17 protein-coding genes are annotated in these 26,906 nt (G+C 73.7%); 12 read left to right on the forward strand and 5 right to left on the reverse strand.

The genetic code is table 11. From position 1 onward, the window contains the following. Nucleotides 1-305: 305 nt before the first annotated feature. On the forward strand, nucleotides 306-1,022 hold the full coding sequence (locus QQK22_RS01640; protein ID WP_284248926.1) for an ANTAR domain-containing protein: 717 nt from the start codon (nucleotides 306-308) through the stop codon (nucleotides 1,020-1,022). Between the two features lie 15 nt (nucleotides 1,023-1,037). Here the strand turns inward: QQK22_RS01640 and QQK22_RS01645 are convergent, their stop codons facing one another. Then, complete coding sequence (locus QQK22_RS01645) at nucleotides 1,038-1,898, reverse strand: SGNH/GDSL hydrolase family protein (RefSeq protein WP_284248929.1); 861 nt, start codon at nucleotides 1,896-1,898, stop codon at nucleotides 1,038-1,040. A 208-nt stretch (nucleotides 1,899-2,106) separates the two neighbouring features. After that, on the reverse strand, nucleotides 2,107-2,787 hold the full coding sequence (locus QQK22_RS01650) for a uracil-DNA glycosylase (RefSeq protein ID WP_284248931.1): 681 nt from the start codon (nucleotides 2,785-2,787) through the stop codon (nucleotides 2,107-2,109). 171 nt (nucleotides 2,788-2,958) lie between these two features. Between QQK22_RS01650 and QQK22_RS01655 the strand changes: the two genes are divergently transcribed. The 7 genes from QQK22_RS01655 (at nucleotide 2,959) to QQK22_RS01685 (ending at nucleotide 12,713) form a co-directional block, all read left to right on the forward strand. After that, nucleotides 2,959-3,240, forward strand: coding sequence for a DUF3263 domain-containing protein (locus QQK22_RS01655; RefSeq protein WP_284248933.1), 282 nt, complete (start codon nucleotides 2,959-2,961; stop codon nucleotides 3,238-3,240). A 26-nt stretch (nucleotides 3,241-3,266) separates the two neighbouring features. Continuing rightward, complete coding sequence (locus tag QQK22_RS01660; protein ID WP_284248935.1) at nucleotides 3,267-3,647, forward strand: hypothetical protein; 381 nt, start codon at nucleotides 3,267-3,269, stop codon at nucleotides 3,645-3,647. Then, nucleotides 3,641-3,892 carry a LytR C-terminal domain-containing protein gene (locus QQK22_RS01665; protein WP_284248937.1) on the forward strand — a complete coding sequence of 84 codons (252 nt, stop codon included), beginning with the start codon at nucleotides 3,641-3,643 and terminating at the stop codon, nucleotides 3,890-3,892. The genes QQK22_RS01660 and QQK22_RS01665 overlap by 7 nt, the downstream gene beginning before the upstream one ends. Nucleotides 3,893-3,965: 73 nt before the next feature. Next, nucleotides 3,966-5,426, forward strand: a complete 1,461-nt coding sequence (mqo, locus tag QQK22_RS01670; protein WP_284248939.1) for a malate dehydrogenase (quinone) — start codon at nucleotides 3,966-3,968, stop codon at nucleotides 5,424-5,426. A 273-nt stretch (nucleotides 5,427-5,699) separates the two neighbouring features. Further along, entirely contained in the window at nucleotides 5,700-10,013 is a 4,314-nt protein-coding gene (locus tag QQK22_RS01675; protein ID WP_284248941.1) for a DUF7933 domain-containing protein, read from the forward strand. Between the two features lie 137 nt (nucleotides 10,014-10,150). Continuing rightward, entirely contained in the window at nucleotides 10,151-11,677 is a 1,527-nt protein-coding gene (locus QQK22_RS01680) for a SpaH/EbpB family LPXTG-anchored major pilin (protein WP_284248944.1), read from the forward strand. A 157-nt stretch (nucleotides 11,678-11,834) separates the two neighbouring features. Next, the gene (locus tag QQK22_RS01685; RefSeq protein WP_284248946.1) at nucleotides 11,835-12,713 is read left to right on the forward strand and encodes a class C sortase; all 879 of its coding nucleotides are present in this window, start codon (nucleotides 11,835-11,837) and stop codon (nucleotides 12,711-12,713) included. Here QQK22_RS01685 and QQK22_RS01690 read toward each other — a convergent pair. Further along, nucleotides 12,613-14,217 (reverse strand): glycoside hydrolase family 15 protein, encoded by a 1,605-nt coding sequence (locus tag QQK22_RS01690; protein WP_284248948.1) that lies wholly within the window; start codon nucleotides 14,215-14,217, stop codon nucleotides 12,613-12,615. The genes QQK22_RS01685 and QQK22_RS01690 overlap by 101 nt on opposite strands. A 99-nt stretch (nucleotides 14,218-14,316) precedes the next feature. Here QQK22_RS01690 and QQK22_RS01695 point away from each other — a divergent pair, with 99 nt between their 5' ends. Beyond that, complete coding sequence (locus tag QQK22_RS01695; RefSeq protein WP_284248950.1) at nucleotides 14,317-15,792, forward strand: phytoene desaturase family protein; 1,476 nt, start codon at nucleotides 14,317-14,319, stop codon at nucleotides 15,790-15,792. 9 nt (nucleotides 15,793-15,801) lie between these two features. On the opposite strand, the gene QQK22_RS01700 is transcribed toward QQK22_RS01695, so the two are convergent. Both QQK22_RS01700 and QQK22_RS01705 read right to left on the reverse strand, forming a co-directional pair. Beyond that, nucleotides 15,802-16,707: an HTTM domain-containing protein gene (locus QQK22_RS01700; protein WP_284248952.1), complete on the reverse strand. Its 906-nt coding sequence runs from the start codon at nucleotides 16,705-16,707 to the stop codon at nucleotides 15,802-15,804. Next, nucleotides 16,704-17,237, reverse strand: a complete 534-nt coding sequence (locus tag QQK22_RS01705) for a hypothetical protein (protein WP_284248955.1) — start codon at nucleotides 17,235-17,237, stop codon at nucleotides 16,704-16,706. Before QQK22_RS01705 ends, QQK22_RS01700 begins: the two co-directional genes overlap by 4 nt. Nucleotides 17,238-17,500: 263 nt before the next feature. On the opposite strand from QQK22_RS01705, the gene groL reads away from it, so the two are divergent. The 3 genes from groL (at nucleotide 17,501) to pulA (ending at nucleotide 26,840) form a co-directional block, all read left to right on the forward strand. Next, complete coding sequence (gene groL / locus QQK22_RS01710; protein ID WP_284248956.1) at nucleotides 17,501-19,129, forward strand: chaperonin GroEL; 1,629 nt, start codon at nucleotides 17,501-17,503, stop codon at nucleotides 19,127-19,129. Between the two features lie 514 nt (nucleotides 19,130-19,643). Then, complete coding sequence (locus QQK22_RS01715) at nucleotides 19,644-20,153, forward strand: hypothetical protein (protein ID WP_284248960.1); 510 nt, start codon at nucleotides 19,644-19,646, stop codon at nucleotides 20,151-20,153. A gap of 375 nt (nucleotides 20,154-20,528) precedes the next feature. Next, nucleotides 20,529-26,840, forward strand: a complete 6,312-nt coding sequence (gene pulA, locus QQK22_RS01720) for a pullulanase-type alpha-1,6-glucosidase (RefSeq protein ID WP_284252483.1) — start codon at nucleotides 20,529-20,531, stop codon at nucleotides 26,838-26,840. The last annotated feature ends 66 nt before the right edge of the window (nucleotides 26,841-26,906 follow it).

Genomic DNA, 26,906 nt, shown 5'->3' on the forward strand with positions numbered 1-26,906 from the left:
GCGCGGGCCGACGGCGAGGTCGTGGATCGGACGTGTGGTGCGCGGGGTCATGGTCACCCTCCCGGTCGTGCGAACAAGCGCGTCACCGGGTTCTGGGGTGACTCTTCGATCGCCACCGGGGTCTGGGGTGGTCAGCCGTCCGTGGACGTCCGTCCTGGAGCCTATACCTGTCGGTACGGGTGTTCGACCGCGTCCAGCAATGGGTCGCCGGTGGCGTTGCAGGACCGCGCACGAGCCGTAACCTGGTGCCATCCCGGCGCCCGCGGTGGCCCGGACAGTCGCCACGAGGGCGGCGATGACGTGTGATGGGTGAGACCAGCGTGAAGTTTCTCGAGCACTTCGTCCGCACGACGTCGGACTTCAGCGCCCGGCTGCTGACGGACTACGACGTCAACGAGGTCCTCGAGGAGCTGGCCGAACGCCAGACCGAGCTCCTCGACCTCCTCGGCAGCGGTGTCAGCCTCGCCCGGGGTGACCGGCTCGAGGCCGTGACTGCGGTTCCCCACCTCATCGTGCCGCTGGAGAAGCAGCAGGAGCTCGACCAGTCTGGCCCGTGCCTCGAGGCGTTCCGGACCGGCAGGATCGAGTCGATCGACGACCTCGCGTCCGAGGACCGCTGGCCGACCTACCTGCGGATCGCGCGCGACCAGGGCATCCGCGCCGTCGCGGCTGTCCCGATGCGGCTGAACGACCAGCCCATCGGCGCGCTCAACCTGTACTGCGGCCGGCCGCGCGCGTGGAGCGAGCAGGACCTGAGTGCCGCGCTCGCCCTCGCGAACATGGCGACGGCGTTCATCATCAACGCCTCGTCGCTCGCCAAGCAGACCCTCCTGGCCGAGCAGCTGCAGCAGGCGCTCGACACCCGCGTCCTGCTGGAGCAGGCCAAGGGCGTGCTCGCCGAGGCGCACGCGATCAGCGTGGAGGAGGCGTTCCGGTCGATCCGCCGGTTCGCGCGGGCGCGGCGCGTCTCGCTGCACGAGGTGGCGAACGCCGTCGTGCACATGGGGGTGCGCCTGACCTGAGCCGGCCGGGGCTCGTCAGGTCGAGCGCGTCACGAGCTCGAGGTCGGGCTGCTTCGGCACGCGCGCGTCGCCCGAGGAGCGGCGACGGAGCCGGCGCGTGGCCCACGGGTAGGCGTGCTCGCGCAGCCACGCGCCGTCGGCGGCGAGGCGCTCGCGGGCGGGGAGCGGGTCGAGCGGGGTCAGGGGGTCGTCCCACGCGGCGTCGTCGGGCTCGAGGCCGAGTCCCACGAGGGCGGCCTGCGCCACGCGAGCGTGCCCGTCGGCGACGAGGTGGATGCGGTCGGCGCTCCACATGCGCCAGTCCGCGAGCGAGCGCATGCCCCAGACGTCGAGGACGTGCGCGCCGTGTCGGCGCGCGATCGACCAGACGTGGGAGTTGAAGACACCGACGCGCGAGCGGGTCGAGGAGATGATCGCGGCTCCGTGGGAGTTCACGCCGGTGGCGAGCAGGACGTCGGTGCCGGCCCCGCGCAGTGCGACGACTGCCTCCTCGAGGGTGTGCGCGATCGCGTCGATGTCGACGGCGGGGCGCAGGATGTCGTTGCCGCCCGCCACGAGCGACACGAGGTCGGGCTTCATCTCGAGGGCGATGGGCACCTGCTCGGCCACGACGGCGGGCAGCAGGCGGCCGCGGATCGCCAGGTTCGCGTAGTGGAGCGACTCGCCGTCGGGGCGTCGGTCGGCGAGGTGCGCGGCGAGCACGTCGGCCCACCCGCGCAGGCGCAGGTGGGCGACGCCGGGGTCGTGCGGGTGGGCGGTGGCCCAGGCGGAGAGGTCGGGGCTGGGGGCGCCGTCGTCGTCGACGACGTCCCACAGGCCCTCGGTGAAGGAGTCCCCGAGGGCGAGGTAGCTCGACCAGGGTGCGTGTCGGTCCATGCCCCTCATGGTGCACCCACATCGGTTCGCGAGGGGTCTATGGGGACTCGCGAGGTACTTGTGGGACGGGCGAGGGGTTTCTGGGGACTCGCGAGGTACTTGTGGGGACGGGCGAGGTACTTGCTGCGCTGTAAGTACCTCGCGACGCCCCGCAAGTACCTCGCGACGTCCCACAAGTACCTCGCGGTGCTCCACAAACCCCTCGCGGTCAGGTGGGGAGGCGCCAGTCGACCGGGTCCGCCCCCTGCTGGGTCAGCAGCTCGTTCACGCGGCTGAACGGGCGCGAGCCGAAGAAGCCGTTCCTCGCCGACAGCGGCGACGGGTGCGCGCTCGCCACCACCGGCACCTCCCCGAGCATCGGCGACAGCTGCTGCGCGTCCCGCCCCCACAGCACCGCCACCAGCGGACCACCCCGCGCGACCAGCGCCTCGATCGCCGCCTGCGTCACCGCCTCCCAGCCGCGCCGCCGGTGCGAGCCGGCCTCGCCCGCGCGCACCGTGAGCACCCGGTTCAGCAGCAGCACACCCGCGTCCGCCCACGCGCTCAGGTCGCCGTGCTCCGGCCGCGGCAGGCCGAGGTCGGACTCGAGCTCGGTGTAGACGTTCTGCAGCGAGCGCGGCACGGGCCGCACGTCGCGCGCCACGGAGAACGAGAGCCCGACGGCGTGACCCGGCGTGGGGTAGGGGTCCTGACCGACCACCAGCACTCGCACGTCGGCCATCGGCCGCTCGAACGCGCGCAGCACGTGCTCGCCTGCGGGGAGGTAGCGCCGGCCGGCGGCGACCTCCTCGCGCAGGAAGTCGCCCAGGCGGTGGATGTCGGGTTCGACGGCGGTGAGCGCGCGCGCCCAGTCGGGCGCCACGAGCTCGGCGAGGGATCGGGTCGGCATCCCCCGATCCTGGCAGGCGGGGGCGCCGTCGCCCAGGCCCGCGACCGCCGAGCCGGATCGAATGACACCCGTGTCGTTCGCGGTCTAGACTGGCGGCTCCGACGAGCGGGCACCCGCTCGTGCCGTCCTGCGCCCCACCGGCGGACGGACCCGAACCCGCAGGAGGACCCCGTGGCAGCAGCAGTCGCTCACGACGTCGAGGGCCTGACCGAGCGCGAGGCCGCCATCCTGGAGTTCGAGCGGGGCTGGTGGCGCCACGGCGGCGCCAAGGAGTCCGCGATCACCGAGCTGTTCGGCATGACCGCCACGCGCTACTACCAGACGCTGAACGTCCTCATCGACTCCCCGCACGCGCTCGCCGCGGACCCGATGCTCGTCAAGCGCCTGCGCCGCATGCGCCAGACCCGTCAGGCCTCGCGCCAGGCACGTCGGTTCGCCGACGGCGCGCTCTGAGCGCACGCGGCCGTTAGTCTCGCACCGTGGCTCAGGACGACTACGACTACCCCGAGGACGAGTTCGACGCCCTCGGCGCGCAGCGCGCGCCCGCGGCCGTGCACCGGGCACCGCGCCCCTGGTGGCGCGTGTGGGGGCCGCTGATCGCCGTCGTGGTCCTCGCGCCCGCCGTCGCCTTCGGCCTCGTCCAGCTCGCGACCGGTGGTGACACCGAGGCCCCACCGGCGGCGTCCCCCGGGGCGGACGACGGCGAGAGCGCACCTCCCGAGGAGGGAGGCGACGGCGAGTCGGCTCCTCCCGAGGAGGGGACCGAGGGCGAGGGCGGCGAGAGCGCGCCCCCGAGGAGACCGCACCCCCGGAGCCGGAGGCGCCGCCGATCGACCAGGGCGTCGAGGTGCGCGTGCTGAACGGCGCCTCGGTGCAGGGGCTGGCCGGGCGCGTCGGCGAGGTCGTCTCGGGCGACGGCTGGACCACCGTGGTCCCGGGCAACTACACGTCGCCGCAGCCGCAGGTCTCCACGATCTTCTACAACAACGAGGACCTGCTGGACGAGGCGCAGGCCCTCGGTGCACTCCTCGGCATCGAGCCGATCACGGAGCTCGCCGACGTGCCCACGATCACCGTCGTGCTGCGCCCCGACTTCCAGGAGTAGATCGGTCGGCCCGCGGATTCGTGCGTCTCGGGCGCTTCGCGTCGCACGGCCCGCAGCACGTACGGTAGGACCCATGCCTTCCCGCAGTGACGCCACGGTCGACTACGCCCTGATCGGTGGCGGCATCATGAGCGCCACGCTCGCGATCCTCCTGACCGAGCTCGACCCGGACGCGAGCGTCCACGTCTACGAGCGGCTCCTCGAGCCGGCGCAGGAGAGCTCCGACCCGTGGCGCAACGCGGGGACCGGGCACGCGGCGCTGTGCGAGCTGAACTACACCCCCGAGCGCCCCGACGGCAGCATCGACATCACCAAGGCGATCGCGATCAACGAGCAGTTCAAGGCCTCGCGCGAGCTGTGGGACTTCCTCGCGGGCGCCGGGCTCCTCCCGGCCGACACCCCCTTCGTCTCGCCCGTGCCGCACATGAACCTCGTCATCGGTGCGGAGAACGTGGACTACCTGCGCCGTCGTCACGCGGCACTGACCGCGCACCCCAACTTCGCCGACATGGAGTACACGACCGACCCGGCCGTGATCGCGGAGTGGGCGCCGCTGCTGATGGAGGGTCGCGACGGCGCCGACCCCGTCGCGGCGACCCGGTCGCCGGAGGGCACCGACGTCGACTTCGGCTCGCTCACCCGCGCGATGTTCGAGGCCGCGAAGCAGCGCGGCGTCGTCGTCCACACCAGCGTCGAGGTCTCGGCCGTGCGCCGCAGCTCGCGCGGCTGGGACCTCAAGGTGCGTGACAGCCGCTGGAACCCGCTCGGCGAGCGCAGCCGGGCCCGCGCCCGCTTCGTGTTCGTCGGTGCCGGCGGCGGTGCGCTGCGCCTGCTGCAGTCCACCCGGATCCCCGAGGTCCGGGGCTTCGCCGGCTTCCCGATCTCCGGGCAGTTCCTGCGCACGTTCGACCCCGCGCTGGTGGCCCGCCACCGGGCCAAGGTCTACGGCAAGGCCGACGGCGGCGCGCCCCCGATGTCCGTGCCGCACCTCGACACCCGCGTGGTGGACGGGCGCACGGCGCTGATGTTCGGCCCGTTCGCCGGCTTCAGCGTGAAGTTCCTGCGGTTCGGCTCGCCCCTGGACGCCTTCCGCACGATCCGCCCGGCGAACCTCCTGCCGATGCTCGCCGTCGCCCGCGACAACCTCGGTCTCGTGAAGTACCTCGTCACGGAGCTGCTGGCGACGCCGAGCGCCAAGCTCCGCTCGCTGCAGAAGTTCTTCCCGGGGGCGGAGCGCGCGGGCTGGACCCTCATCACCGCGGGGCAGCGCGTGCAGATGATCAAGCCCGACCCGAAGCGCACCGGCGCGCTCCAGTTCGGCACCGAGGTCATCACGTCGGCGGACGGGTCGGTCGCAGGTCTGCTCGGCGCCTCCCCGGGTGCCTCGACGGCCGCCTACGCGATGGCGCAGGTCGTCGAGCGGTGCTTCGGCGCGGACCGGCCCGAGTGGGTCGAGCGGCTGCGCGAGATCATGCCGAGCCTCGCGCGGGCCGACGCCGACCCGCACGACGCCAAGCCCGCCGGCCCCGTCTGACGGGCACCGTCTGACCGGCGCCGGCAGCGGCGCCGCGCCGGTCGGAACCATCTGATCTGGGTGTTGCGCACAGCACATCCAGGGACTTCAAACTTGCCCTTGACGGACGTTCGAGCGCTGTTAAGGTTTCCCTAGTCCGCGGGCAGGGTTGGCTGTGGATCTCCTGTCCGCAGCACTCGGAGACGCCAGAAGATGACGCCGCCTCGTCCGGCCCGACCGCGACACGCCGCCCCCCGGCGTGCCACGCGGCTTCGGCGTCGCACCGTCGCAGCGATGCGGGCCCTCGCCGTCACGGTGAGCCTGGTGGTCACGGGCAGTGTCGCCGTCGCGGCCCCGACCACGCCCACCGCCACCCCTCCTCCGGCTTCGACGCCCGCGTCTGACGCCGACGCCGCGCCCACCGGCACCGAAGCCCCAGCCACCTCGACGCCGGCTCCGACCCCGTCACCGGGCGGCCCCGGCTCCCCGGTGACGGACACCCCGGTGGCTGGCAGCCCGGACCCGACCGACGCCACGGACACCCCGGACCCGACCGACACCGACCCCACGGACACCCCGGACCCGACGGACAACGACCCCGACGTCGACGCGGACTCGGGCGGGACCCCGGAGCCGGCCCCCGCACCGGGCGAGGCCCCCACGATGCCGGAGGGCGACGGCCCGTCGGAGCAGGAGCGCCAGGACGCGGCCGCACGCGACGGCCCGGCCGCTGCCGCACGTCAGGGATCGTTCAGCCTCTTCGCCGCGGGAGTCCCCGAGGCGCCCCGCGAGGTCTACGTCGAGACGTTCGAGCAGGGTCTCGCCAGCGGAGCCAGCTCCCTGACCGGCTACGCCGGCGGCCGCTACGCCGCCTCACCGGGCTGGGTGACCGGCACGAACTGCACGGGTGTCCTGCTGGACCGCAACGCGGCCTACCCCAACGCCCAGTTCTGCCCCTCCCAGGGCACGAGCACGGCGGGTGCCCGCGAGACGCGCCGCATGGCTGACGTGCTGGGCCAGGTCGCGGCGGGTGTGGCGGGTTCGAGCACGGCGACGACGCCGGCCAACGGCTCGACCGCCGCCACCCGCACCAACCACGCGCTCGTCGCGGCTCCCTACACCGCGGTTCCGACCGGTACGAACACGACGATCATGCTGCAGTCGACGGCGGGTGGCGCGCTCGGTGTCGAGGCGCCCGACCGCCGGTACTACACCGTCGAGATGGCGGCCGCCGGCGCCCGGTGCGGGACGTCGAACGCCTCGCTGCAGCTCGCGCTCTTCGTCGGCAGCACGATCGTCCTCAACGGCTACGGGACCCCGGTCGTCCCCTGCACCAGCACCGGCGCGGTCTTCTACACCTCCCCGGCGCAGGCCGCGACGGGTGGGTCGGGCGACGCGGCGCTCGTCGGCCCGGTCCGTGCCCAGACCTACCTGGGGACGAGCGCCGTGGCGCTGAACCCGGACCAGATCGCGGCGACGCGCTTCAACCTCACGAACACCACGACGACCGCGGGCGGCGCGGTCGCCGTCGACAACATCCGCGTGCTCGACGTGACGCCCGCGCTCGACGTCGCCTTCGCCGGCCCCACGGCCGTGGCGGGGGTGCCCACGACGCTCACCTACACGATCACGAACACCTCCGACCTGCTGGCCAAGACCGACTGGGGCTTCACCGCCGCGCTGCCGGCCGGTCTGCGCGTGGCCGCGACCCCCGCCGTCGGCGGGACGTGCACGAACGCGACCGGGGTCGCCTACGCCGTGACCGCCGCGGCCGGCTCCGGCTCGATCGGGGTCGTCGGGGGCGACCTGGTGGTGAACGGCCAGTCGTGCACGGTCACGGTCGACATCGTGGCGGCGCAGCCGGGCACGGTCGCGAGCGGCGCGGTCACGCCGTCGGGCCTCGTCGTGGCCTCCGACGCCTCGCTCGAGGTCGCCCCGCCCACCACGGTCACGATCCTGAAGAACCTCCCGGCGCGCCAGGCCGCGGGCGACCAGTTCGTGCTGTCGCTGCGCCAGGGCACGACGGTGCTGGCCTCGGCGACCACCACCGGTACCGCGACGGGCGTGCAGGCGGCGCGCGTCGACCGCGCCCTCGTCGAACCCGGCGCGACCTACACGATCCACGAGGCGCCGACGGCGGGCGCCGGCCTCACCTACGCCCCCAGCTACGAGTGCGTCCGGGCGGGCACGGTCATCGCCTCGGGCGCGTCGGCGTCGGGCAGCCTCACGATCCCGGACGAGCCGGGCGCCGAGGTGGTCTGCACCTTCACCAACACGGTCCAGCAGGCCGCGCTGTTCTGCGACGCCAACCGGTTCTACTCGGTCACGAACGCCGGCGCCCTGCAGCAGGCGGACATCGTCACCGGTGGCGTGACCACGGTCGGGTCGTGGACGGGCACGACGGCGACGAACGGCCTCGGTGTCGGCGCGAACGGTTCGCTCGCCTACGCCCTGGACAGGTCGGCCGCGGCGACGTCGGTGCTCGCCATCCTCAAGTGGACGCCGAGCGGTGGCTTCGAGCGCCTGCCGAACACCGCCTACACCCCGACGGCGGGCACGACACAGATCGCGGGCAGCCTCGTGGCCGGCGCGGTCGACCCCACCACCGGCCGGTACCTGTTCGGCACGTTCGTCGGCGGGCAGTTCTACATCTGGAGCTTCACCGAGTCGAACCCGGCCGCCACGCGGTTCCAGTTCGTCGGGTCCTTCTCCACCGGCACCACGCCGAACGGCAACGGTGACATGGCCTTCGACAGCCGCGGCAACCTCTACGTCATCGGCGCGGCCGTGGTCAGCAGCGTCAACAGCGCGACCATCTACACGGTCACCGCCGAGACCCTCGCGTCGGCGTCGGGCGGCACGCTCGCCGTCGGGTCCTCCACCACGCGCGCGCTGACGAACACCGACGCGGCGTTCGCGAACCTCAACGGCGTGGCGTTCAGCCCGCGCGGCACCATCTACCTCGGCAACGCCGACAGCGCCTACGAGTTCGACGCCACCACGTGGGCGCGCGTGCCGGGGACGCCGCGCGTCCCGGTCGCCTCGACCGACCTCGGCGGGTGCGCCTCGCCGTCGACCGTCACCGTGCAGAAGAACGTGGTCGGTCGCATCGCCGCCGCCGACCAGTTCACGCTCACGGCCGCGACCGGCACGCCCGCCGTCCCGTTCGCGACGGCGACCACCACCGGCGCCACCACCGGTCGCCAGGCTGCGCAGATCGGACCCCTGCCCGCGGTCAGCGGCAGCACCATCGCGATCAGCGAGGCCATGGCCTCCGGCTCGGCCTCGGCGATCGGCACCTACACGACCGTGTGGGAGTGCTGGTCCGACGGCGTGCGCCTCGCCAACGGGACGGGGGCGAGCGGGTCGGTCGTCGTCCCCAACCGACTCAGCGCGAACGTGACCTGCACGTTCTTCAACTCGCCCCGGCCCGCCGCGACGGTCACGCTGACCAAGACCATCCGCGAGACGTCCGGCGCCGAGCGCCCCGGCGTCGACTGGAGCCTGGGGACGACGGCGGTGGCCACGACCGGGACCGCGACCGTCCTGCCGAGCGAGGCGCCGCGGCAGCAGACGAACGCCTCGGGCCAGGCGGCGTGGAGCGTGCTGTTCGGGGCCACGAACGCGCGCGCCACCCTCACGGTCTCCGAGACGCCGCAGCCGGGATTCTCCTTCGTCAGCGGTGCGTGCACGGTCGACGGCAGGGCCGTCGCGACGACCTTCACGCAGACCGCCACGCTCGTCAGCGCCCAGGTGGCCAACGTCGCCCCGGCCGCCGCCGTCGCGTGCACCTTCGTCAACTCACCGACGGTCTCGCTCACGCTCGTGAAGCAGGTGACCTTCGGGTCGGCGGCACCGACGCAGTGGCTGCTGAGCGCCACGGGCCCGAGCGGCGCCCTGGCCGGGCCCGCGGGGCGCTCGGGCACCGCGGCGGTCACGAACGTCAACGTCACGCCCGGCGCCACCTACCGCCTCGCGGAGTCCGGCGGCCCGCTCACCTACCTCCAGACGGGGGCGTGGCAGTGCCGCACCGCCACCGGCGGGGTGGTCGAGGTCTCGGCGGCCGGCGACGTCGTCCCGATCGGGGGACCTGCCGTGACCTGCACGGTCTCGAACGCGACGGCGTCGGTGACGCTCCTGAACCAGGTGCTGCAGCCGCGCGACGGGTTCCGCCCCGCGGACTGGCGCGTGACCGCGACGCCGGCGGCGCTGACGGGCGGGACCCTGCCGACCGAGATCCGCGCCGGTGCGGAGTACACCGCCACGGGCAACCCGGCCAACGCCTTCGAGGTGCGCCCGGGCCACAGCTACACGCTCTCGCAGGCGGTCACGGACACCACGCGACCCCTCGCCTACCGCGAGCTGCGCCTCGAGCGTCTCGACGGCTCGACCTGGACCCCGGTGACGTCACGGACGATCACGGCACCGGCGGCGGGTCAGAGCGCGATCTACCGGTTCGTCAACGCACCGGTGAACCCGACCAGGCTGCCGCTCACGGGCGGCACGGGTGCCGACACCTTCGCCATCGCGGGAGGAGCGGTGCTGCTCGCGGCACTCGCCCTGTCCTGGTGGCACGGGCGTCGGCGAGGGCGAGGCGCCTCAGGATGACGCCCCGGCCCCCGCGCGCCTCACCACGCTCCACCCGCGACCCCCGTCGAGCACGACCGGTGCTCATCCCCGCTCCACACCCCGACCTCCCTCCCGCCCTCGTCCCGACGGCCCTCACCCCCACCAGGAGAAACTCCATGTCCCACCGCTTGCTCAGGCGGATCGCTGCCGCCGTCGGCCTGACGGCCCTCGGTGCGACGGCGGCGCTCGCCACCGTCGCCCCGGCCCAGGCCGTCACCCTGCCCGGCAACATCAACACCGAGATCGCGCGCACCCTGACGATCCACAAGCTCGCGCTCGGCCCGAACAACGGTCAGGTCGTCGGCACGGGCCAGCAGGTCAGCGTGCCGGGCACGCCGCTGCCCGGCGCGACCTTCACGGCCGGTCTCGTCGAGGGCGTCGACCTGACGACCCCCGCCGGGTGGGACCAGGTCGCGGCGCTCACGCCCGCGACCGCCGCCCCGCGCGTCACGACGGCGAACACCTTCACCGCCACGACCGACGCCAACGGCATCGCGACCTTCAGCGGGACGGCCGGCACGATGCCGCTCGGCCTGTACCTCGTGACGGAGACCGTGCTGCCGGCGGGCGCGACCAACCCGTCCGCGCCGTTCCTCGTGACTCTGCCGTTCCCGACGGGTCCGAGCGGCGCCCCGGCGAACCAGTGGGTCTACGACGTGCACGTCTACCCCAAGAACGCCGTCACCGCCCTGACGAAGACGCGCGTGCCCGCGCCGGCCAACTCGGTCGAGGCGCGCAACCCCGACCTCATCCGGTGGGCGATCAACTCCGACATCCCGACGCTCGCCGCCGGTGACACGCTCTCCCAGGTCGTCCTGACGGACAACCTCCCGGTCGAGCTCGAGTACCTCGCGACCGGCCCCGCCGGCGTCGCGCCCACGAGCGTGCAGGTCACCAACTCCGCCGGCGTCGCGCAGAGCTTCGCCTCCGGCACGGACTACACGCTCGTCTACAACGCGGACACCCGCGCCCTCACGCTGACGTTCACGCCGGCCGGACTGACCCGGTTGAACGGGCTGCAGGGCGGCGACGTGACGCTCACCGTCCTCAGCCGCGCGGTGGCGATCCCGTCCAGCGGCGTCATCACGAACACCGCCACGGCGACCATCAACGGCAGCACCGAGACGATCACCGGCAGCACCCCGATCGGCCAGCTGACCGTCTTCGCCTACCAGGGCGAGCCCGGCGCGGCCACGCGCAACCCGCTCGCGGGCGCCGTCTACCAGGTCTTCCTGAACCAGAACGACGCCAACCTCGGCCAGAACCCGATCCTCATCAACGGGGTCTCGAACTGGACGACGGGTCCGAACGGCCTCGTGGCCATCCCGATCATCACGCCGGGCAACTACTACGTCCGCGAGATCACGCCGCCGTCCGGGTTCCAGCTCCCGCAGCCGAGCCAGGTCCAGACGCAGGTCGTCGCCGGTCCGACCTCGACCACGCCGCCGGTGCAGAACTACGTCGAGTTCGCGCACGTCCAGGTGCCCTCCTTCGCCCTGCCCCTCACGGGTAGCGACGGCGGTCTCTGGTTCACGCTCGCCGGCGCCGGTCTGGTGACCTCGGGCCTCGGCGTCGCGATCGTCGCCGCGCGCCGCCGCTACGTCCGCTCCCACGCGGGCGTCACCGCGCCCGCGGCCGCGTAGCGTAGAGCCGTGACAGCGAGGGCGGGGCGCCGCACCGGCGCCCCGCCCTCGCGCGTCCCCGGAGGTGCTGGGGGAGTGCTGCGGGAGGGGGACGACGGCGGAGTCCGCCTCCCGCCGTCGTCGTCGCCGACTCCCGGTCCTCCCGGCGATCGTCGCGGTGCTGAGCATCGCCGGCGGGGCACTCCTGCTGTACCCCAGCGCCGCCGCGTGGTTCAGCGCGGTGGCGCACACGCACGAGATCGACCGCCTCTCGCAGGGCGTCACCGACCTCGGTGCCGCAACGTTGCAGCAGCGCCTCGCGGACGCGCGCGAGTACAACCGCGGCCTCAGCGGTGGCGCGTCGGTCGCGGCCAACGAGCGGCTCCCGATCGCCGAGTCCGACGACGGCGGCGAGCGCTACCGCTCGCTCCTGACCGGCGACTCCGAGGGTCTGATGGCGCGCATCAAGATCCCGGCGATCAACGCCGACCTCCCGATCTACCACGGCACGAGCGAGGACGTCCTCGAACGCGGGATCGGCCACCTCGAGGGCACCGCGCTGCCGGTCGGCGGCGAGTCGACCCACGCCGTCGTCACCGGGCACCGCGGCCTGGCGACCTCCGAGCTCTTCTCGCGGCTGGACCGCGTGGACGTGGACGACACGTTCTCCGTGGAGGTGTTCGGTGAGGTGCTCACCTACCGCGTGATCGAGACGCTGGTCGTCGAGCCGGAGGACACCGAGAGCCTGTTCATCCGCCCGGGTCAGGACCTCATGACCCTGGTCACCTGCACCCCGCTCGGGATCAACAGCCACCGCATCCTCGTGACCGGCGAACGCGTGATCCCGACCCCGCAGGCCGATCTCGACGCCGCGGGCGAGCGCGCCGCCGGACCGGGCTTCCCCTGGTGGGCGCTGATCGGCACGGGCGTGGTCGTCGCCTCGGTCACCTACGTCGTCATCGCGGGGCGTCCGCCGCGTCAGGAGCGGGCGGAGCGACGGCGGGAGCGGGCCGCGCGCCGTCGAGCTCCTGCGCACGCGCGAGCTCGTCGAGCGTGAGCACCACGAGCGCGCTCGACCACACCAGCGGCGCCACCTGGGCCGCGGCGCCGTCGGGCGTGACCTTCTCGGGTATCGACCCGGTCGCGGTGGTGTGCCGGGCGAGCCAGTCGAGGCGCTGCTCGGCGCGGGGTGGGTCGCCCGTCGCCGCGGCCGCGAGGGCGTCGAGCGTGGTCTGCGGCGTCCAGGAGTGCCCGGGTTCGCGCCAGCCCTCGCCGGGGGCGAGGCCGCCGGCGGGCCGGGCCATACCGCGCGCGATGAGGCGCCACGCCGCCTCGGCACCCGGGAGCGCCTCGTCCTGGAACGGCGGCAGCGCGAATGCGAGCGCCGCGTCCCGCTCGCGGCCGCCCACCTCGCGCGGCCACCGCGGTCCGAACGCGTCCACGACGGCGGTGCGCACCCGGGCGTGCCGCTCGCGCGCGGCGGTGGCGTCGCCGTCGTGCCCCGCGAACTCGCGCAGGTCGCCGAGCGCCGCGAGCCCGGCCAGGACCGGGGTCGCCGTGCCGAGCGTCAGACGGGTCTCGCGCAGCTCCCAGTAGTCGCTCGAGGGCGGCGGGAGGTGACCGGGGCGGTCGGTCGCCGCGAGCAGCAGGTCACCGCTCGTGCCGACGACGTCGGCCAGCCGCGTCAGCGCGTCCTGCGTCGTGAGGCCGTCCTCGCCGTCGCCGTCGCCGTCGTCGTCGCCGTCGTCCAGGCTCGCGACCACCTCGCCGCTCGCCCACAGGAGCCAGCCGGCGCCGTCGAGCTGCGCCGACCGGCCGTCCCCGACCGGGGAGCCGTCGGGGCGGTAGCGGGCGTGGTAGCCGGTGGGGGTGACGGGGACGTCGCCGAAGAACTCGAGCACCTGGACGGCGTCCCCGGCGTGGCCGGTGCGGGCGAGCGCGACGGCGACGAACGCCGCGTCCCGGGGCCAGACGTACCGCCACGCGCCGGTGGGGGCGGCGAGCGGCGGGTGGACGGCGCCGTCGGGCGTGTGGGTGGCGACGTAGAGGTCGAGCATCGCGGCGCGCGCGAGGGCGGCGTGCGGGGTGTCGGCGGCGGCGGCGGTGGTGGTCGTGGCGGCGGCGGCCGTGGCGGTGGCAGTCCCCGGGATGCGGCCCGCCGCGACCCAGGCCCGCTGGCGCTGCGCCTCCTCGTGCGCGGCGGCCACCACGCGCGGGTCGGCGCCGGCCCCGGGGTCGATCACGCGGGTGCCCGGGAGGAAGGTGGGGGAGGTGCCGGTGGGGACGGCGACGTCGCGGCCGACCACGGCGGCGTCCGTGCTCCCGCCGGTGGTCACCGCGTTCCCGGCGTTCCCTGCGGTCTCGCCGAGCGCCCAGGAGTGGGCGGCGCCCTCGCTCGCGAGTGGGATGCGCGGGGGCGGGTCGCCGTCGACGGGCAGGGCCGACCCGAGGACGAGGCCCGCCACGAGCGTGATCCCGACGACGGGCGCCGTGCGGTGATGGCTGCGGGGGAGCGGGGCGCGGGCGGCGGCGCGACGACGAACGCTGCGCACCCCCGGCATCGGGTCATCCTGCCAGAGGCGTGCGGCCCGACGGGTCCGGCCGGGCGTCCGGCCCGATGGTCCCGGTCCGCGCGGGTGCCCCGCGCCTAGGGTGGAGGGATGAGCAGGGACGTGGTCGACGTCGTCGTGGTGGGATCCGGTCCGAACGGCCTGGCGGCCGCGGTCACGATGGCGCGCGCCGGGCTGGCGGTTCGCGTGCTCGAGGGGCAGCCGACGATCGGCGGTGGCGCGCGCACGCACGACCTCGGACTGGCCGACGGCGTGGTGCACGACGTGTGCTCCGCCGTCCACCCGATGGCGCTCGCGAGCCCGTTCCTCCGCGCGTTCGACCTCGCCGGCCGCGGCGTCGACCTGCGCGTGCCGGAGGTCTCCTACGCCCAGCCGCTCGACGGCGGGCGCGCGGGCCTCGCGTGGCACGACCTCGAGCGCACGGTCGAGGGTCTGGGGCGCGACGGCGCGGCCTGGCGCTCGCTGATGGCGCCGCTCGTGGCGGACCCGGACGCCGTCGTCGCGCTCGCGATGGGGGACAAGCGCTCGCTGCCGCCCGAGCTGCTCTCGGTCTCGGGCGTGCGGGCCGCGATCGGTTTCGCGGCCGGGCTGCTGGACCAGGGCACGCGGGCGTGGGGTGCGCGGTTCTCCGGCGAGGTCGCGCCGGCGCTGCTGACCGGCGTCGCGGCGCACGGGATCGCGCCGCTGCCCGGGCTGGCGCCGGCGGGGACGGCGCTGCTGCTGGGCTCGCTCGCGCACGCGGGCGGCTGGCCGGTGCCGGTCGGGGGGACGCAGGCGATCACCGATGCGCTGGTGGCGGACCTGGTGGCGCACGGCGGCGAGGTGCGCACGGGGGTGCCGGTGGTGAGCTACCGGCAGCTGCCCCGGGCGCGGGCCTACCTGATGGACACCTCGGCGCGGGGCGTGGCGCGGATCTGGGGCGAGCGGCTGCGGCCGTCGGTGCGGCGCGGGCTGACGCGGTTCGGGTACGGCGACGCCGCCGCGAAGGTCGACTACGTGCTGAGCGGTCCGGTGCCGTGGGCGGCCGAGGGCGTGGGGCTCGCGGGCACGGTGCACGTGGGTGGCACGCGCGCCGAGATGGCCCTGGCGGAGCGCGAGATCTCCCGCGGCCGGCACGCGGAGCGGCCGATGGTGCTGCTCAGCGACCCGAGCGTCGCGGACCCCGGCCGGGAGGTCGGCGGGCGGCGGCCGCTGTGGGCGTACGCGCACGTGCCCGCGGGCTCCGACGTCGACCCGACCGAGGCGGTCACGGCGCAGATCGAGCGCTTCGCGCCGGGGTTCCGCGACGTCGTCGTGGCCTCGCGGTCGGTGCCGGCCTCGCGGATGAGCGAGCACAACGCCAACTACGTGGGCGGCGACATCGCGGCCGGGGCGATCTCGCTGTACCGGATGGTGGCGCGGCCGCGGCTGAGCTGGGACCCCTACGACGTCGGCATCCCCGGGGTCGCGATCTGCTCGGCCTCCACGCCCCCCGGGCCCGGGGTGCACGGGATGTCGGGCTGGTTCGCCGCGCGGCGGCTGCTGCGCTCGCGGTTCGGGCGGTCGGTGCCGTCGCTCGCGCCCTGAGGGTGGTGCTCAGCGCGCGGCGCGCGTCCGCAGGAACGGCAGCCGCTCCAGCGGGAGGAACGCCGCCCAGCACACCACCGTCGGCAGGAAGTGGATGCCGAGCGCGAGGAACGTCGCGAGGTGGAACAGCAGGAACGTCGAGACGGCGACGTAGAGCCACCTCCCGCGCAGCCACAGCACCACGGGGGAGAGCAGCTCGATCAGGTACAGCCCCCACTGCGCCACGATCAGCAGCCACGGGTACTCCAGCGTCCACCGCACGAGCGGCGAGCCGCGGCGCATGATCGCCCACACGAACACGGCGCTGTTCGCCCAGCCGGCGGGGCTGCCCGCACGCATCCACTTCAGGACGGCCGAGCCGAAGTAGGTCGCGACCACGCCGATCTGGATCACGCGCATCGCCCACCCGGCCGCCTGCGAGGGCGTGTGGTCGCGCAGGCGGGTGAGCCCCGCCGTCGGGAGCACGGTGACGGCGACCATGAGCGCGAGGTGGTCGTGGCTGATGTAGCCGTACCCCTGCGAGTTGAGCATCCAGACCCAGAACCCGAGCGCCACCAGGGTTCCGGTGGTGCGCTGCAGCCGGCCGGTCACGACCGCGACGACGCCCGCCGCGCACGCCGCGAGCAGCGCCCACAGGAGGATTTCGCCCTGCAGCGGCGTCAGGGGCGGGAGGTGGACGGCGCGCGCCACCCACGTCGGGCGGTAGAGCTCCGGCACGTACCCGTGGGGGATCACGCTGGTGCGGATCCACAGCACGTCGAGCACCACGAACGCGTAGATCAGCACGCGGAACGCCGCCACGCGCGCGAGCGGCACGGGGGCGAGGAACCAGGCGGTGCCGGCGCGCAGCGCCCGATGCACGGGGTGCACGTGGGTGGCGGGGTCGCCGGGGGCGGGCGTCGTCGTCGCGCTCATCGCTGCACCTCCCACTCCGCGAGCGTGAGGATCTCCGGTTCGCCGACGGCGCGCCCGTCCTCCAGCTGCGTCACGGAGCGGCGCAGGTAGAGCACCTCGGGCTGGGCGCGCTCGGGTCGCAGCTGCGCGTAGGCGTCGGCGAGGGACTGCAGGAGGGAGGGGTCGTCGACGAAGCGGCCGAGCTGCCCCTCGATCTCGCCGCGCGCGACGCCGGTGCTCGCGTGGCTGAGCCCGATCCCCACCGGCTCGGTCTCGCCCGGCAGCAGCCCCTCGAGGTAGACCGAGCGCACCGAGCCGTTGAGGTCCTTCGGCGCGCCGTACTGCGAGAGCGACCCGAGCGGGAAGTAGTCGTCGGTGTCGTTCACCTGGCCGGCCACGAGCACGCCCAGGGCGAGCGCGGTGGCGGTCAGCCGCCAGGCGATCGAGCGGCGGCGCAGGCGCACGACGGCGGGCGGGGGAGTCGCGCCGTCGACCTCGCGCGCGTCGTGGCTCGCCTCCGCCCCGGCCGGAGGTGGGGTCGCTGCGTTCACGCGGACAACCTACCGGCGGCCGCCGGTGAGCAGGGGAGGGCCGGGGTCCGCCGTCGGCGGACGAGGTGACCGCGGCGCCCGGTGGCGCTTGCACTCGGCAGGGCAGAGTGCCAATAATGGCGTTAGCACTCTCGCATCGAGAGTGACAAAACTGCCGGTTCCGATGAGGCGCCGCGGGGTGCGGGACGAGACCGCGCACGCGTCGTCGTCCGTCGCGGGCGTCGCCCGGCAACCACAGTCGACACGGAGGATCGCACGCCACCATGGCCAAGATCATTGCCTTTGATGAGGAAGCCCGCCGCGGCATGGAGCGGGGCCTCAACCGCCTCGCCGACGCCGTCCGCGTGACCCTCGGCCCGAAGGGCCGCAACGTCGTCCTGGAGAAGAAGTGGGGCGCCCCCACGATCACCAACGACGGCGTCTCGATCGCCAAGGAGATCGAGCTCGAGGAGCCGATGGAGAAGATCGGCGCCGAGCTCGTCAAGGAGGTCGCCAAGAAGACCGACGACGTCGCGGGTGACGGCACCACCACCGCCACCGTGCTCGCCCAGGCGCTCGTGCGCGAGGGTCTGCGCAACGTCGCCGCCGGCGCCAACCCGATCGCCCTCAAGCGGGGCATCGACAAGGCCGTCGACGCCGTCACCGAGGCCCTGCGCACGCAGGCCAAGGAGATCGAGACGAAGGAGGAGATCGCCGCCACCGCCGCCATCTCCGCCAACGACCCGGCGATCGGCGAGCTCATCGCCGAGGCGATCGACAAGGTCGGCAAGGAAGGCGTCATCACCGTCGAGGAGTCCAACGCGCTCGGTCTCGAGCTCGAGCTCACCGAGGGCATGCGCTTCGACAAGGGCTACCTGTCGGCGTACTTCGTCACCGACCAGGAGCGCCAGGAGGCCGTCCTGGAGGACGCGTACGTCCTGCTCGTCGAGTCCAAGATCTCCACGGTCAAGGACCTGCTGCCGCTGCTGGAGAAGGTCATCCAGTCCGGCAAGCCGCTGGTCATCATCGCCGAGGACGTCGACTCCGAGGCGCTCGCGACGCTCGTCGTGAACAAGATCCGCAACATCTTCCGCTCCGTCGCCGTCAAGGCGCCCGGTTTCGGTGACCGCCGCAAGGCGATGCTGCAGGACATGGCCATCCTCACGGGCGGTCAGGTCATCTCCGAGACCGTCGGTCTCACGCTGGAGAACGCCGACTTGTCGGTGCTCGGCCAGGCGCGCAAGGTCGTCATCACCAAGGACGAGACCACGATCGTCGAGGGTGCCGGCGAGGCCGACCTCATCGAGGGCCGCGTCAACCAGATCCGCGCCGAGATCGAGAACAGCGACTCCGACTACGACCGCGAGAAGCTCCAGGAGCGCCTCGCCAAGCTCGCCGGTGGCGTCGCCATCATCAAGGCGGGCGCGGCCACCGAGGTCGAGCTCAAGGAGCGCAAGCACCGCATCGAGGACGCCGTCCGCAACGCGAAGGCCGCCGTCGAGGAGGGCATCGTCGCCGGTGGTGGCGTCGCGCTCATCCAGGCCGGCAAGGTCGCGTTCGAGACGCTCTCGCTCGAGGGTGACGAGGCCACCGGCGCCAACATCGTCAAGGTCGCCGTCGACGCTCCGCTCAAGCAGATCGCCGAGAACGCGGGCCTCGAGGGTGGCGTCGTGACCGAGAAGGTCCGCAACCTCCCCGCGGGCCACGGCCTCAACGCCGCGACTGGCGAGTACGTCGACCTGCTCTCGGCCGGTGTCAACGACCCGGTCAAGGTCACCCGCTCCGCGCTGCAGAACGCCGCGTCCATCGCTGGTCTGTTCCTGACCACCGAGGCCGTCGTGGCCGACAAGCCGGAGAAGGCCGCGCCGATGCCGGCCGGCGGCGGCGACGAGATGGGTGGCATGGGCTTCTGAGCCCGAGCTACACCTCGCTGCACCGGTAGCACCCGCGACGGCGGGCGTCCCCTCGGGGGCGCCCGCCGTCGTCGTACCCGGGCCCGGTGCTGGTCGGCTCGCGCCGACCGTCGCCCGCAGTCGACGCCGTCGGCCCCTCCGACGCCCGCCGCGCCCACCGGAGCGCCGGCCCACCGCGCCCACCGGAGCGCCGGCCCGCCGCGCCGAGGAAGGAGCAACGGTCGCGAGGAAGGACCTCCCCGCTCCTTCCTCACGGCCGTTGGTCCTTCCTCGGCGGGGGAGGGGGCAGGCAGCCCGGGCCGGAAGGCCGAACGGGACGACGTTGGGCGGGGCGCGATCGCGGGGGTGCGGGACTCGGGCGGGGCGGGCGGGACCGGCGGCGCGCCGAGACAGTTGCCCCGCCGCGGCCCCGACGCTGGGAAGATCGGTGCTGAACGTTTCTGCGCTGAACGATGGGCGCAGCGACGACCTCGCCCGTTGACGGCAGACACCCTGCCACCCAGGAGGAACGATCGTGACCGACCCCAACCAGCCGCAGTGGCAGCAGCCGAACCAGGACCAGCCGCAGACGCCCGACGTGCCGCCGGCGCCCGGCCAGTACGGCCAGCATCAGCCCGGCGGGTTCGACGCCCCCGGTGCGCCCGGCTCGTACGGCGCCCCCTCGGACGCGCCCTCGGCCCCGACCTACGGCGCTCCGTCCGACGGCGTGCCTGCCGCCCCGCCCGCGCCCTACGCCCAGGCGCAGCAGAACCCCTACGGCGCCCCGCAGGGTCAGCCCGGCCCGTACGCCGCCGCCGGCGGCGGCCCGGTGCCGACGTCGTGGCGCGTGTGGACCGCGTTCCCGCTCGCCGCGATCGCGCTCCTGTTCCTCCCGCCCGTCTTCGGCGGTGTCGCCATCGTCTTCTCCGCGCTCGCGCTGCGCCGCAAGGAGAAGCTGGCGCAGGTGGCGCTGATCGTGTCGATCGCGGCGACCGTCGTCGGGCTCATCCTGGGCGCGATCGTCAACACGGCGATGATGAGCTAGCGATCCACCCGCGGGACCGACAGGTCCCGTCGAGCAGGGCCCACCCCATCGGCGCACCTCGCGCCGTGACGGTGGGCCTTTCTCGCGCCTGGCCACGTCGAGCGCATCGCCGCGCGGCTGCAACTTCTTGCAACGCTTGCAATCGCGTTGCGACCTGGCGCACACTCGGGGGTGCGCACCGACGCGCACGCCACGCCAACCGCCCAACCTGCCCGACGACGAACAGGTGACCCCGTGCGCGCACGCAGCAGTGCCCCGAAGGTCCGCACCCGGACCGCCCCGCCCCCGCTCGAGCACTCGAGCCCCCACCGGAGCAGGCGCCGCGGCGTCGGCGCCGCACTCGCCGCCACCCTGCTGCTCAGCGGGGTCGCAGGCATGGCCGGCGCGACGGCGTCGGCCGCCCCGTCCGCCGCCGCCCCTGACGACGGCACGGCCCCGACCGACGCAGCAGCCGCCGCCGACCGCACCTTCACCCTCGTCGGCAGCCTCCAGTCCGAGCTCGGCTGCGCCGCCGACTGGGACCCGGCCTGCGCCGAGACGATCCTCGCGCCGACCGACGTCCCGGGCGTCGCGAGCGCCGAGATCGAGCTGCCCGCCGGCACCTACGAGTACAAGGTCGCCGTCAACGGCACCTGGGACGAGGCCTACGGCCGCGAGGGCGGCGCCGACAACGCACCCCTCACCCTCGCCGGCACCACGACGCTCCGCGTCACGTTCGACGACACCACGAAGCGCATCGGCCTCACGCCGCTGACCCTCGCCGGCGACTACACCGAGGCCGACGACGCCCTCGTGGCCGACCCCGTGCGCCAGCCCGGCTCGGACGAGATCTTCTACTTCGTCATGACCGACCGCTTCGCGAACGGCGACACCTCCAACGACACCGCCGGCATCCCCGGCGACCGACTCGCGCACGGCTTCGACCCGGCCGACAAGGGCTTCTACCAGGGCGGCGACATCGCCGGGCTGCACGAGAACCTCGACTACATCGAGGACCTGGGGACGACGGCGATCTGGCTCACGCCGTCGTTCACGAACCGCCCGGTGCAGGGCACCGGGGCCGACGCCTCAGCCGGCTACCACGGCTACTGGATCACCGACTTCACGCAGATCGACCCGCACCTCGGCACGAACGCCGAGCTCGAGGCGCTCATCGACGACGCGCACGAGCGCGGCATCAAGGTCTACTTCGACATCATCACCAACCACACCGCCGACGTCATCGACTACGCGGAGGGGCGGTACTCCTACGTCGACCAGGCCACCTCGCCCTACACCGACGCCGCGGGCACCGTCTTCGACCCGGCCGACTACGCGGGCACGGACGACTTCCCGGAGCTCGACCCGGCGACGTCGTTCCCCTACACCCCGGTGCTGGCGGGCGCGAACGCCGACGCCAAGACGCCCGCCTGGCTCAACGACCCGACGCTCTACCACAACCGCGGTAACTCGACCTGGACGGGGGAGTCGGTCACGTTCGGCGACTTCGACGGCCTCGACGACCTCATGACGGAGCACCCGCAGGTGGTGGACGGCATGGTCGACGTCTACAACGCGTGGGTCGATCTCGGCATCGACGGCTTCCGCATCGACACGGTCAAGCACGTCAACACGGAGTTCTGGGAGGTCTTCACCCGGGCCGTCTCCGAGCACGCGACCGCGCAGGGCCGCCCCGACTTCTTCATGTTCGGCGAGGTCTACGACGCCGACCCGACGCTCCTGAGCCCCTACGTGCGCGACACCGACATGGACTCGGTGCTCGACTTCTACTTCCAGCAGCAGGCGATCTCGTTCGCGTCCGGCAGCACGCCCGCCACCCTCGCGGCGCTGTTCGCGGGCGACGACCACTACACGACGCCGACCACCTCGGCCTCGGCGCTGCCGACCTTCCTCGGCAACCACGACATGGGCCGCGCCGGGTACTACCTGCGCCAGACCGACGACCCGCTGGAGCGCACGGCCCTCGCGCACGAGCTCATGTTCCTCACGCGCGGCCAGCCGGTCGTCTACTACGGCGACGAGCAGGGCTTCGTCGGCGACGGCGACCTCGGCGGTAAGGACAAGGACGCGCGCCAGTCGCTCTTCGCCACGCAGGTGACGGAGTACGCCGAGCAGAACCTGCTCACGGGCGAGGTCGCCGGCAGCGTCGACCGCTACGACACGGACGCGCCGCTCTACACCGCGATCGCCGAGCTCGCGCAGCTGCGCAGCAGCACGCCCGCCCTGTCCGACGGCGCGCAGATCGAGCGCCTCGTCGACACGACCAACGGCGTCTACGCGTTCTCGCGCGTCGACCGCACCGAGCGGATCGAGCACCTCGTGGTGACGAACAACGCCGGGGTCGCGCGGACCGTGACGGTCCCGTCCCTCACGGACGACGCGGCCTTCTCGCCGCTCTTCGGCGAGACCGCCGCCACGACGTCGGACGCCACGGGCGCCGTGAGCGTCACGGTGCCGGCGCGCTCCGCCGTCGTGCTCGTCGCGGACGCCCCGGTCTCCGCGCCCGAGGCCGCCTCCGACGTCGCCTTCACCTCTCCCTCGGCAGGCGCCGCGGTCGACGGCGTGGCCCCGGTCGCCGTCGCCGTGGACGACTCCTGGCGCGAGACCTCCTTCGCCTGGCGCGTGGTCGGTGACGACGCGTGGACGCCGCTCGGCACCGCCGAGGACACGACGCCCCGCGTCTTCCACACCACCGACGGCCTCGCCGACGGGACGCTCGTGGAGTACCGCGCCGTGACCGTGGACGCCTCCGGCGCCACCTCGGCCGCCTCGACCTTCGCGTCCGTCGGCACGGACGTGACGACGACGGAGCCCGAGGCGCCCGAGCAGCCCACGTTCGAGGCGGTGTCGGTCCCCGGCAGCCACAACTCCGAGATGGGCTGCCCGTCCGACTGGCAGCCCGACTGCACGCAGGCGGCGCTCACGCTGCGCCCGGACGGCGTCTGGGCGGGCACGTTCTCCCTGCCGGCCGGGACGTACGAGTACAAGGTCGCGGTCAACGGCAGCTGGGACCTGAACTTCGGCGCCGGCGGCGTCCCGAACGGGGCGAACGTCACCTACACGCACGGCGGCGGCGACATCACGTTCTACTTCGACCCGGTCAGTAAGCAGTTCGCGAACACGGCGCAGGGTCCGATCATCACGCTCGCGGGGAGCTTCCAGAGCGAGCTCGGCTGCACCGCCGACTGGTCCCCGGACCAGCTGTGCGCGTGGCTCACGGACCCGGACGGCGACGGCGTGTACACGTATCGCACGGACGCGCTCCCGACGGGGGCGTACGAGACGAAGGTGGCGCACGGCCTGAGCTGGGCCGAGAACTACGGCGCCGACGGCGTCCGTGACGGCGCGAACATCCCGTTCCAGGCCACGGAGGGTTCCATCACCAGCTTCAGCTACGACATCGCCACGCACCGCCTCACGATCGAGGTGGAGAACCCGCCGCTGCCCGGCGTCGGCACGCTCCAGGCGCACTGGGTCGCGCAGGATCTGCTGGCCTGGCCCACCACGCTGGGGGCCCCGGCCGCCGGCGCCACGTGGGCGCTGCAGCACTCCGCGGACGCGTCGCTCGCCGTCGCGGACGGCGCCGTCACCGGGGGCGACTCGCTCGCCCTGACCCCGGTGCCCGGCGGACTGCCCGACGACGTCGCGGCCCGCTTCCCCGCGCTCGCCGGCTACACCGTGCTGCGGGCCGAGGGCCTCTCCCGTGAGGACGCCGCCTCGATCCTGACCGAGCAGGTCTGGGTGACGCAGAGCAGCGGCGGTGCGCTCACCGCGGCGACCGGGGTGCAGATCCCGGGCGTCCTGGACGACCTGTACGCCGACGGCGTGAGCGACGTCGATCTCGGCCTCACCTTCACGGGTGCTTCGGCGTCCGCCGCGCTGTGGGCGCCGACGGCGCGCACCGCCGTGCTGCTGCGCACCCCCGCGGACGCGGCCGACGGCACCGCCCCGACCGAGGTGGCCGCGACCCGCGACGACGCGACCGGGGTGTGGACGACGGCGGCGAGCCTTGCCGTCGGCGACCGCTACTCCTGGCGCGTGGGCGTCTACGTGCCCGCCACCGGCGCGATCGAGACCAACGACGTCAGCGACCCGTACTCGGTCGCGCTGACGACGAACTCCACCTCCTCGGTGGTGGTCGACCTCGCCTCGGACGACCTGAAGCCGGAGCTGTGGGAGGACACGGCGGCGCCGATCGTCGAGCGCCCCGTGGACCGCGCGATCTACGAGCTGCACGTGCGCGACTTCTCCATCGGAGACACCACCGTGCCGGAGGCCGAGCGCGGCACCTATCAGGCGTTCACGCGGACCGACTCGGCGGGGATGACCCACCTGGCCGAGCTCGCCGACGCCGGCATCAACACCGTCCACCTGCTGCCGACGTTCGACATCGCGAGCATCGAGGAGGACCGCGCCGCGCAGACCACGCCGGACTGCGACCTCGTGGCGCTCTCGGCGGCCGACCCGGCCGGCACGGCGCAGCAGGAGTGCGTCGGCGCGCAGCGCGACACCGACGGCTACAACTGGGGCTACGACCCGTACCACTTCCTCGCGCCGGAGGGCAGCTACGCCGCCCAGCCCGAGGGCGGGGCGCGCGTGGCCGAGTTCCGCTCGATGGTCGGCGGGCTGCACGCCACCGGCCTGCAGGTGGTGCTGGACCAGGTGTACAACCACACCGCCGCCTCCGGGCAGGCCGAGCGCTCGGTGCTCGACCGCGTGGTGCCGGGCTACTACCACCGGCTCGACGCCGCGGGTTCGGTGCAGAAGTCGACCTGCTGCGAGAACATCGCCACCGAGCACGAGGTGGCGCAGAAGCTCATGGTCGACGCCGTGGTGCTGTGGGCGCGCGACTACCGCGTCGACGGCTTCCGGTTCGACCTCATGGGCCACCACAGCAAGGCCAACATGCTGGCCGTGCGCGCGGCGCTGGACGAGCTGACGCTCGAGGACGACGGCGTGGACGGCTCCTCGATCTACCTCTACGGCGAGGGCTGGAACTTCGGCGAGGTGGCGGACAACGCCCTGTTCGAGCAGGCCACGCAGGGCCAGCTCGGCGGGACGGGCATCGGCACGTTCAACGACCGGCTGCGCGACGGCGTGCACGGCGGGTCGCCGGTCGAGGGCACCTCGACGTTCGACCAGGGCTTCGGCACCGGTCTCGGCACCGACCCGAACGGGCGCTCGCGGACCGGGCTGTCCGATCTCGGGGGCCTGACCGACCTGGTCAAGCTGGGGCTGGCCGGGAACCTGGCCGACTTCGAGCTGACCTCCGCCTCGGGCGAGACCGTGCGGGGCGACGAGGTGGACTACCGCGGGGCGCCGGCGGGCTACGCCGTCGAGCCGGACGAGGTGGTCAACTACGTCGACGCGCACGACAACGAGACGCTGTACGACCTCGGCGTCTTCAAGCTGCCGACCGACACCCCGATGGCCGACCGCGTGCGCATGAACACGCTGTCGCTGGCCACGGTGGCGCTGTCGCAGTCGCCCTCGTTCTGGCACGCCGGGACGGAGCTGCTGCGCAGCAAGTCGCTCGACCGCGACTCCTACAACTCGGGCGACTGGTTCAACCGGATCGACTGGACCGGGCAGGAGAGCACGTTCGGTTCCGGGCTCCCCGGGGCGTGGGCGAACGAGGAGAAGTGGGACGACATGCGGTCGTTGCTGGCCGACCCCTCGCTCCGACCGGCGCCGGCCGACATCGCGGCCTCGAAGGAGCAGGCGCTCCAGCTGCTGCGGGTGCGCGGCGAGGTCGACCTGCTGCGGCTCGGCTCGGGTGAGCTGATCCGCGAGAAGGTCTCCTTCCCGGGCTCCGGCCCGGACGCGGCGCCCGGCACCGTGGTGATGCTCGTGGACGACACGGTCGGGGCCTCGGTCTCGGAGACGCTGGACTCGGCCCTCGTGGTCTTCAACGCCTCGCCCGAGACGGTGACGTTCCCGCTGGCCGAGCTGGCCGGACGCTCCTACGCGCTGACGCCGGCGCAGGCCGAGGGTGCCGACGCCGTCGTGAGGGCGACGACGTGGGACGCCGCCTCGGGTGCGCTGACCGTGCCGGCGCGCAGCTACGTGGTGCTCGTGGAGGAGGCGGGCGACGGCGAGCCGCCGGCGCCGCGGTTCACCGACGTCGGCGAGGACAACCAGTTCTTCACCGAGATCACGTGGCTCGCGTCCGAGGGCATCACGACCGGGTGGCCCGACGGGACCTACCGCCCGCTGCAGCCCGTGGCGCGCGACGCGATGGCGGCGTTCCTGTTCCGGATGCTGGCGCCGGAGGACTACGTGGAGCCGGACGTCTCGCCGTTCGTGGACGTGCCGACGACGAACCAGTTCTACCGGGAGATCGCGTGGCTGCAGGAGTCGGGGATCTCGACCGGTTGGGCACGGGGCGACGGGACGTTCGAGTTCCGCCCGCTCGCACCGATCGCGCGTGACGCGATGGCGGCGTTCCTGTACCGGGCGGCGGACTCCCCGGCGTTCGACCCGCCGGCGGTCTCGCGGTTCTCCGACGTCGCGCCCGGGGTGCAGTTCTACACCGAGATCTCGTGGATGAAGGAGACGGGTATCGGCCGGGGCTGGATCGGGAACGACGGCCGGGACTACTACCAGCCGCTGAACCCGGTGGCGCGGGACGCGATGGCGGCCTTCCTGTACCGCTTCGACGAGCAGGGTTTCCGCGACCGCGGCTGACGCGCTCCTCGGGCGCGCCCGGTTGTTCGTGCGCGCCGCCCGCGCGCGCTGACCGCGCGCACCGCT

The organism is Litorihabitans aurantiacus, from assembly GCF_030161595.1.
Classification (GTDB): domain Bacteria; phylum Actinomycetota; class Actinomycetes; order Actinomycetales; family Beutenbergiaceae; genus Litorihabitans; species Litorihabitans aurantiacus.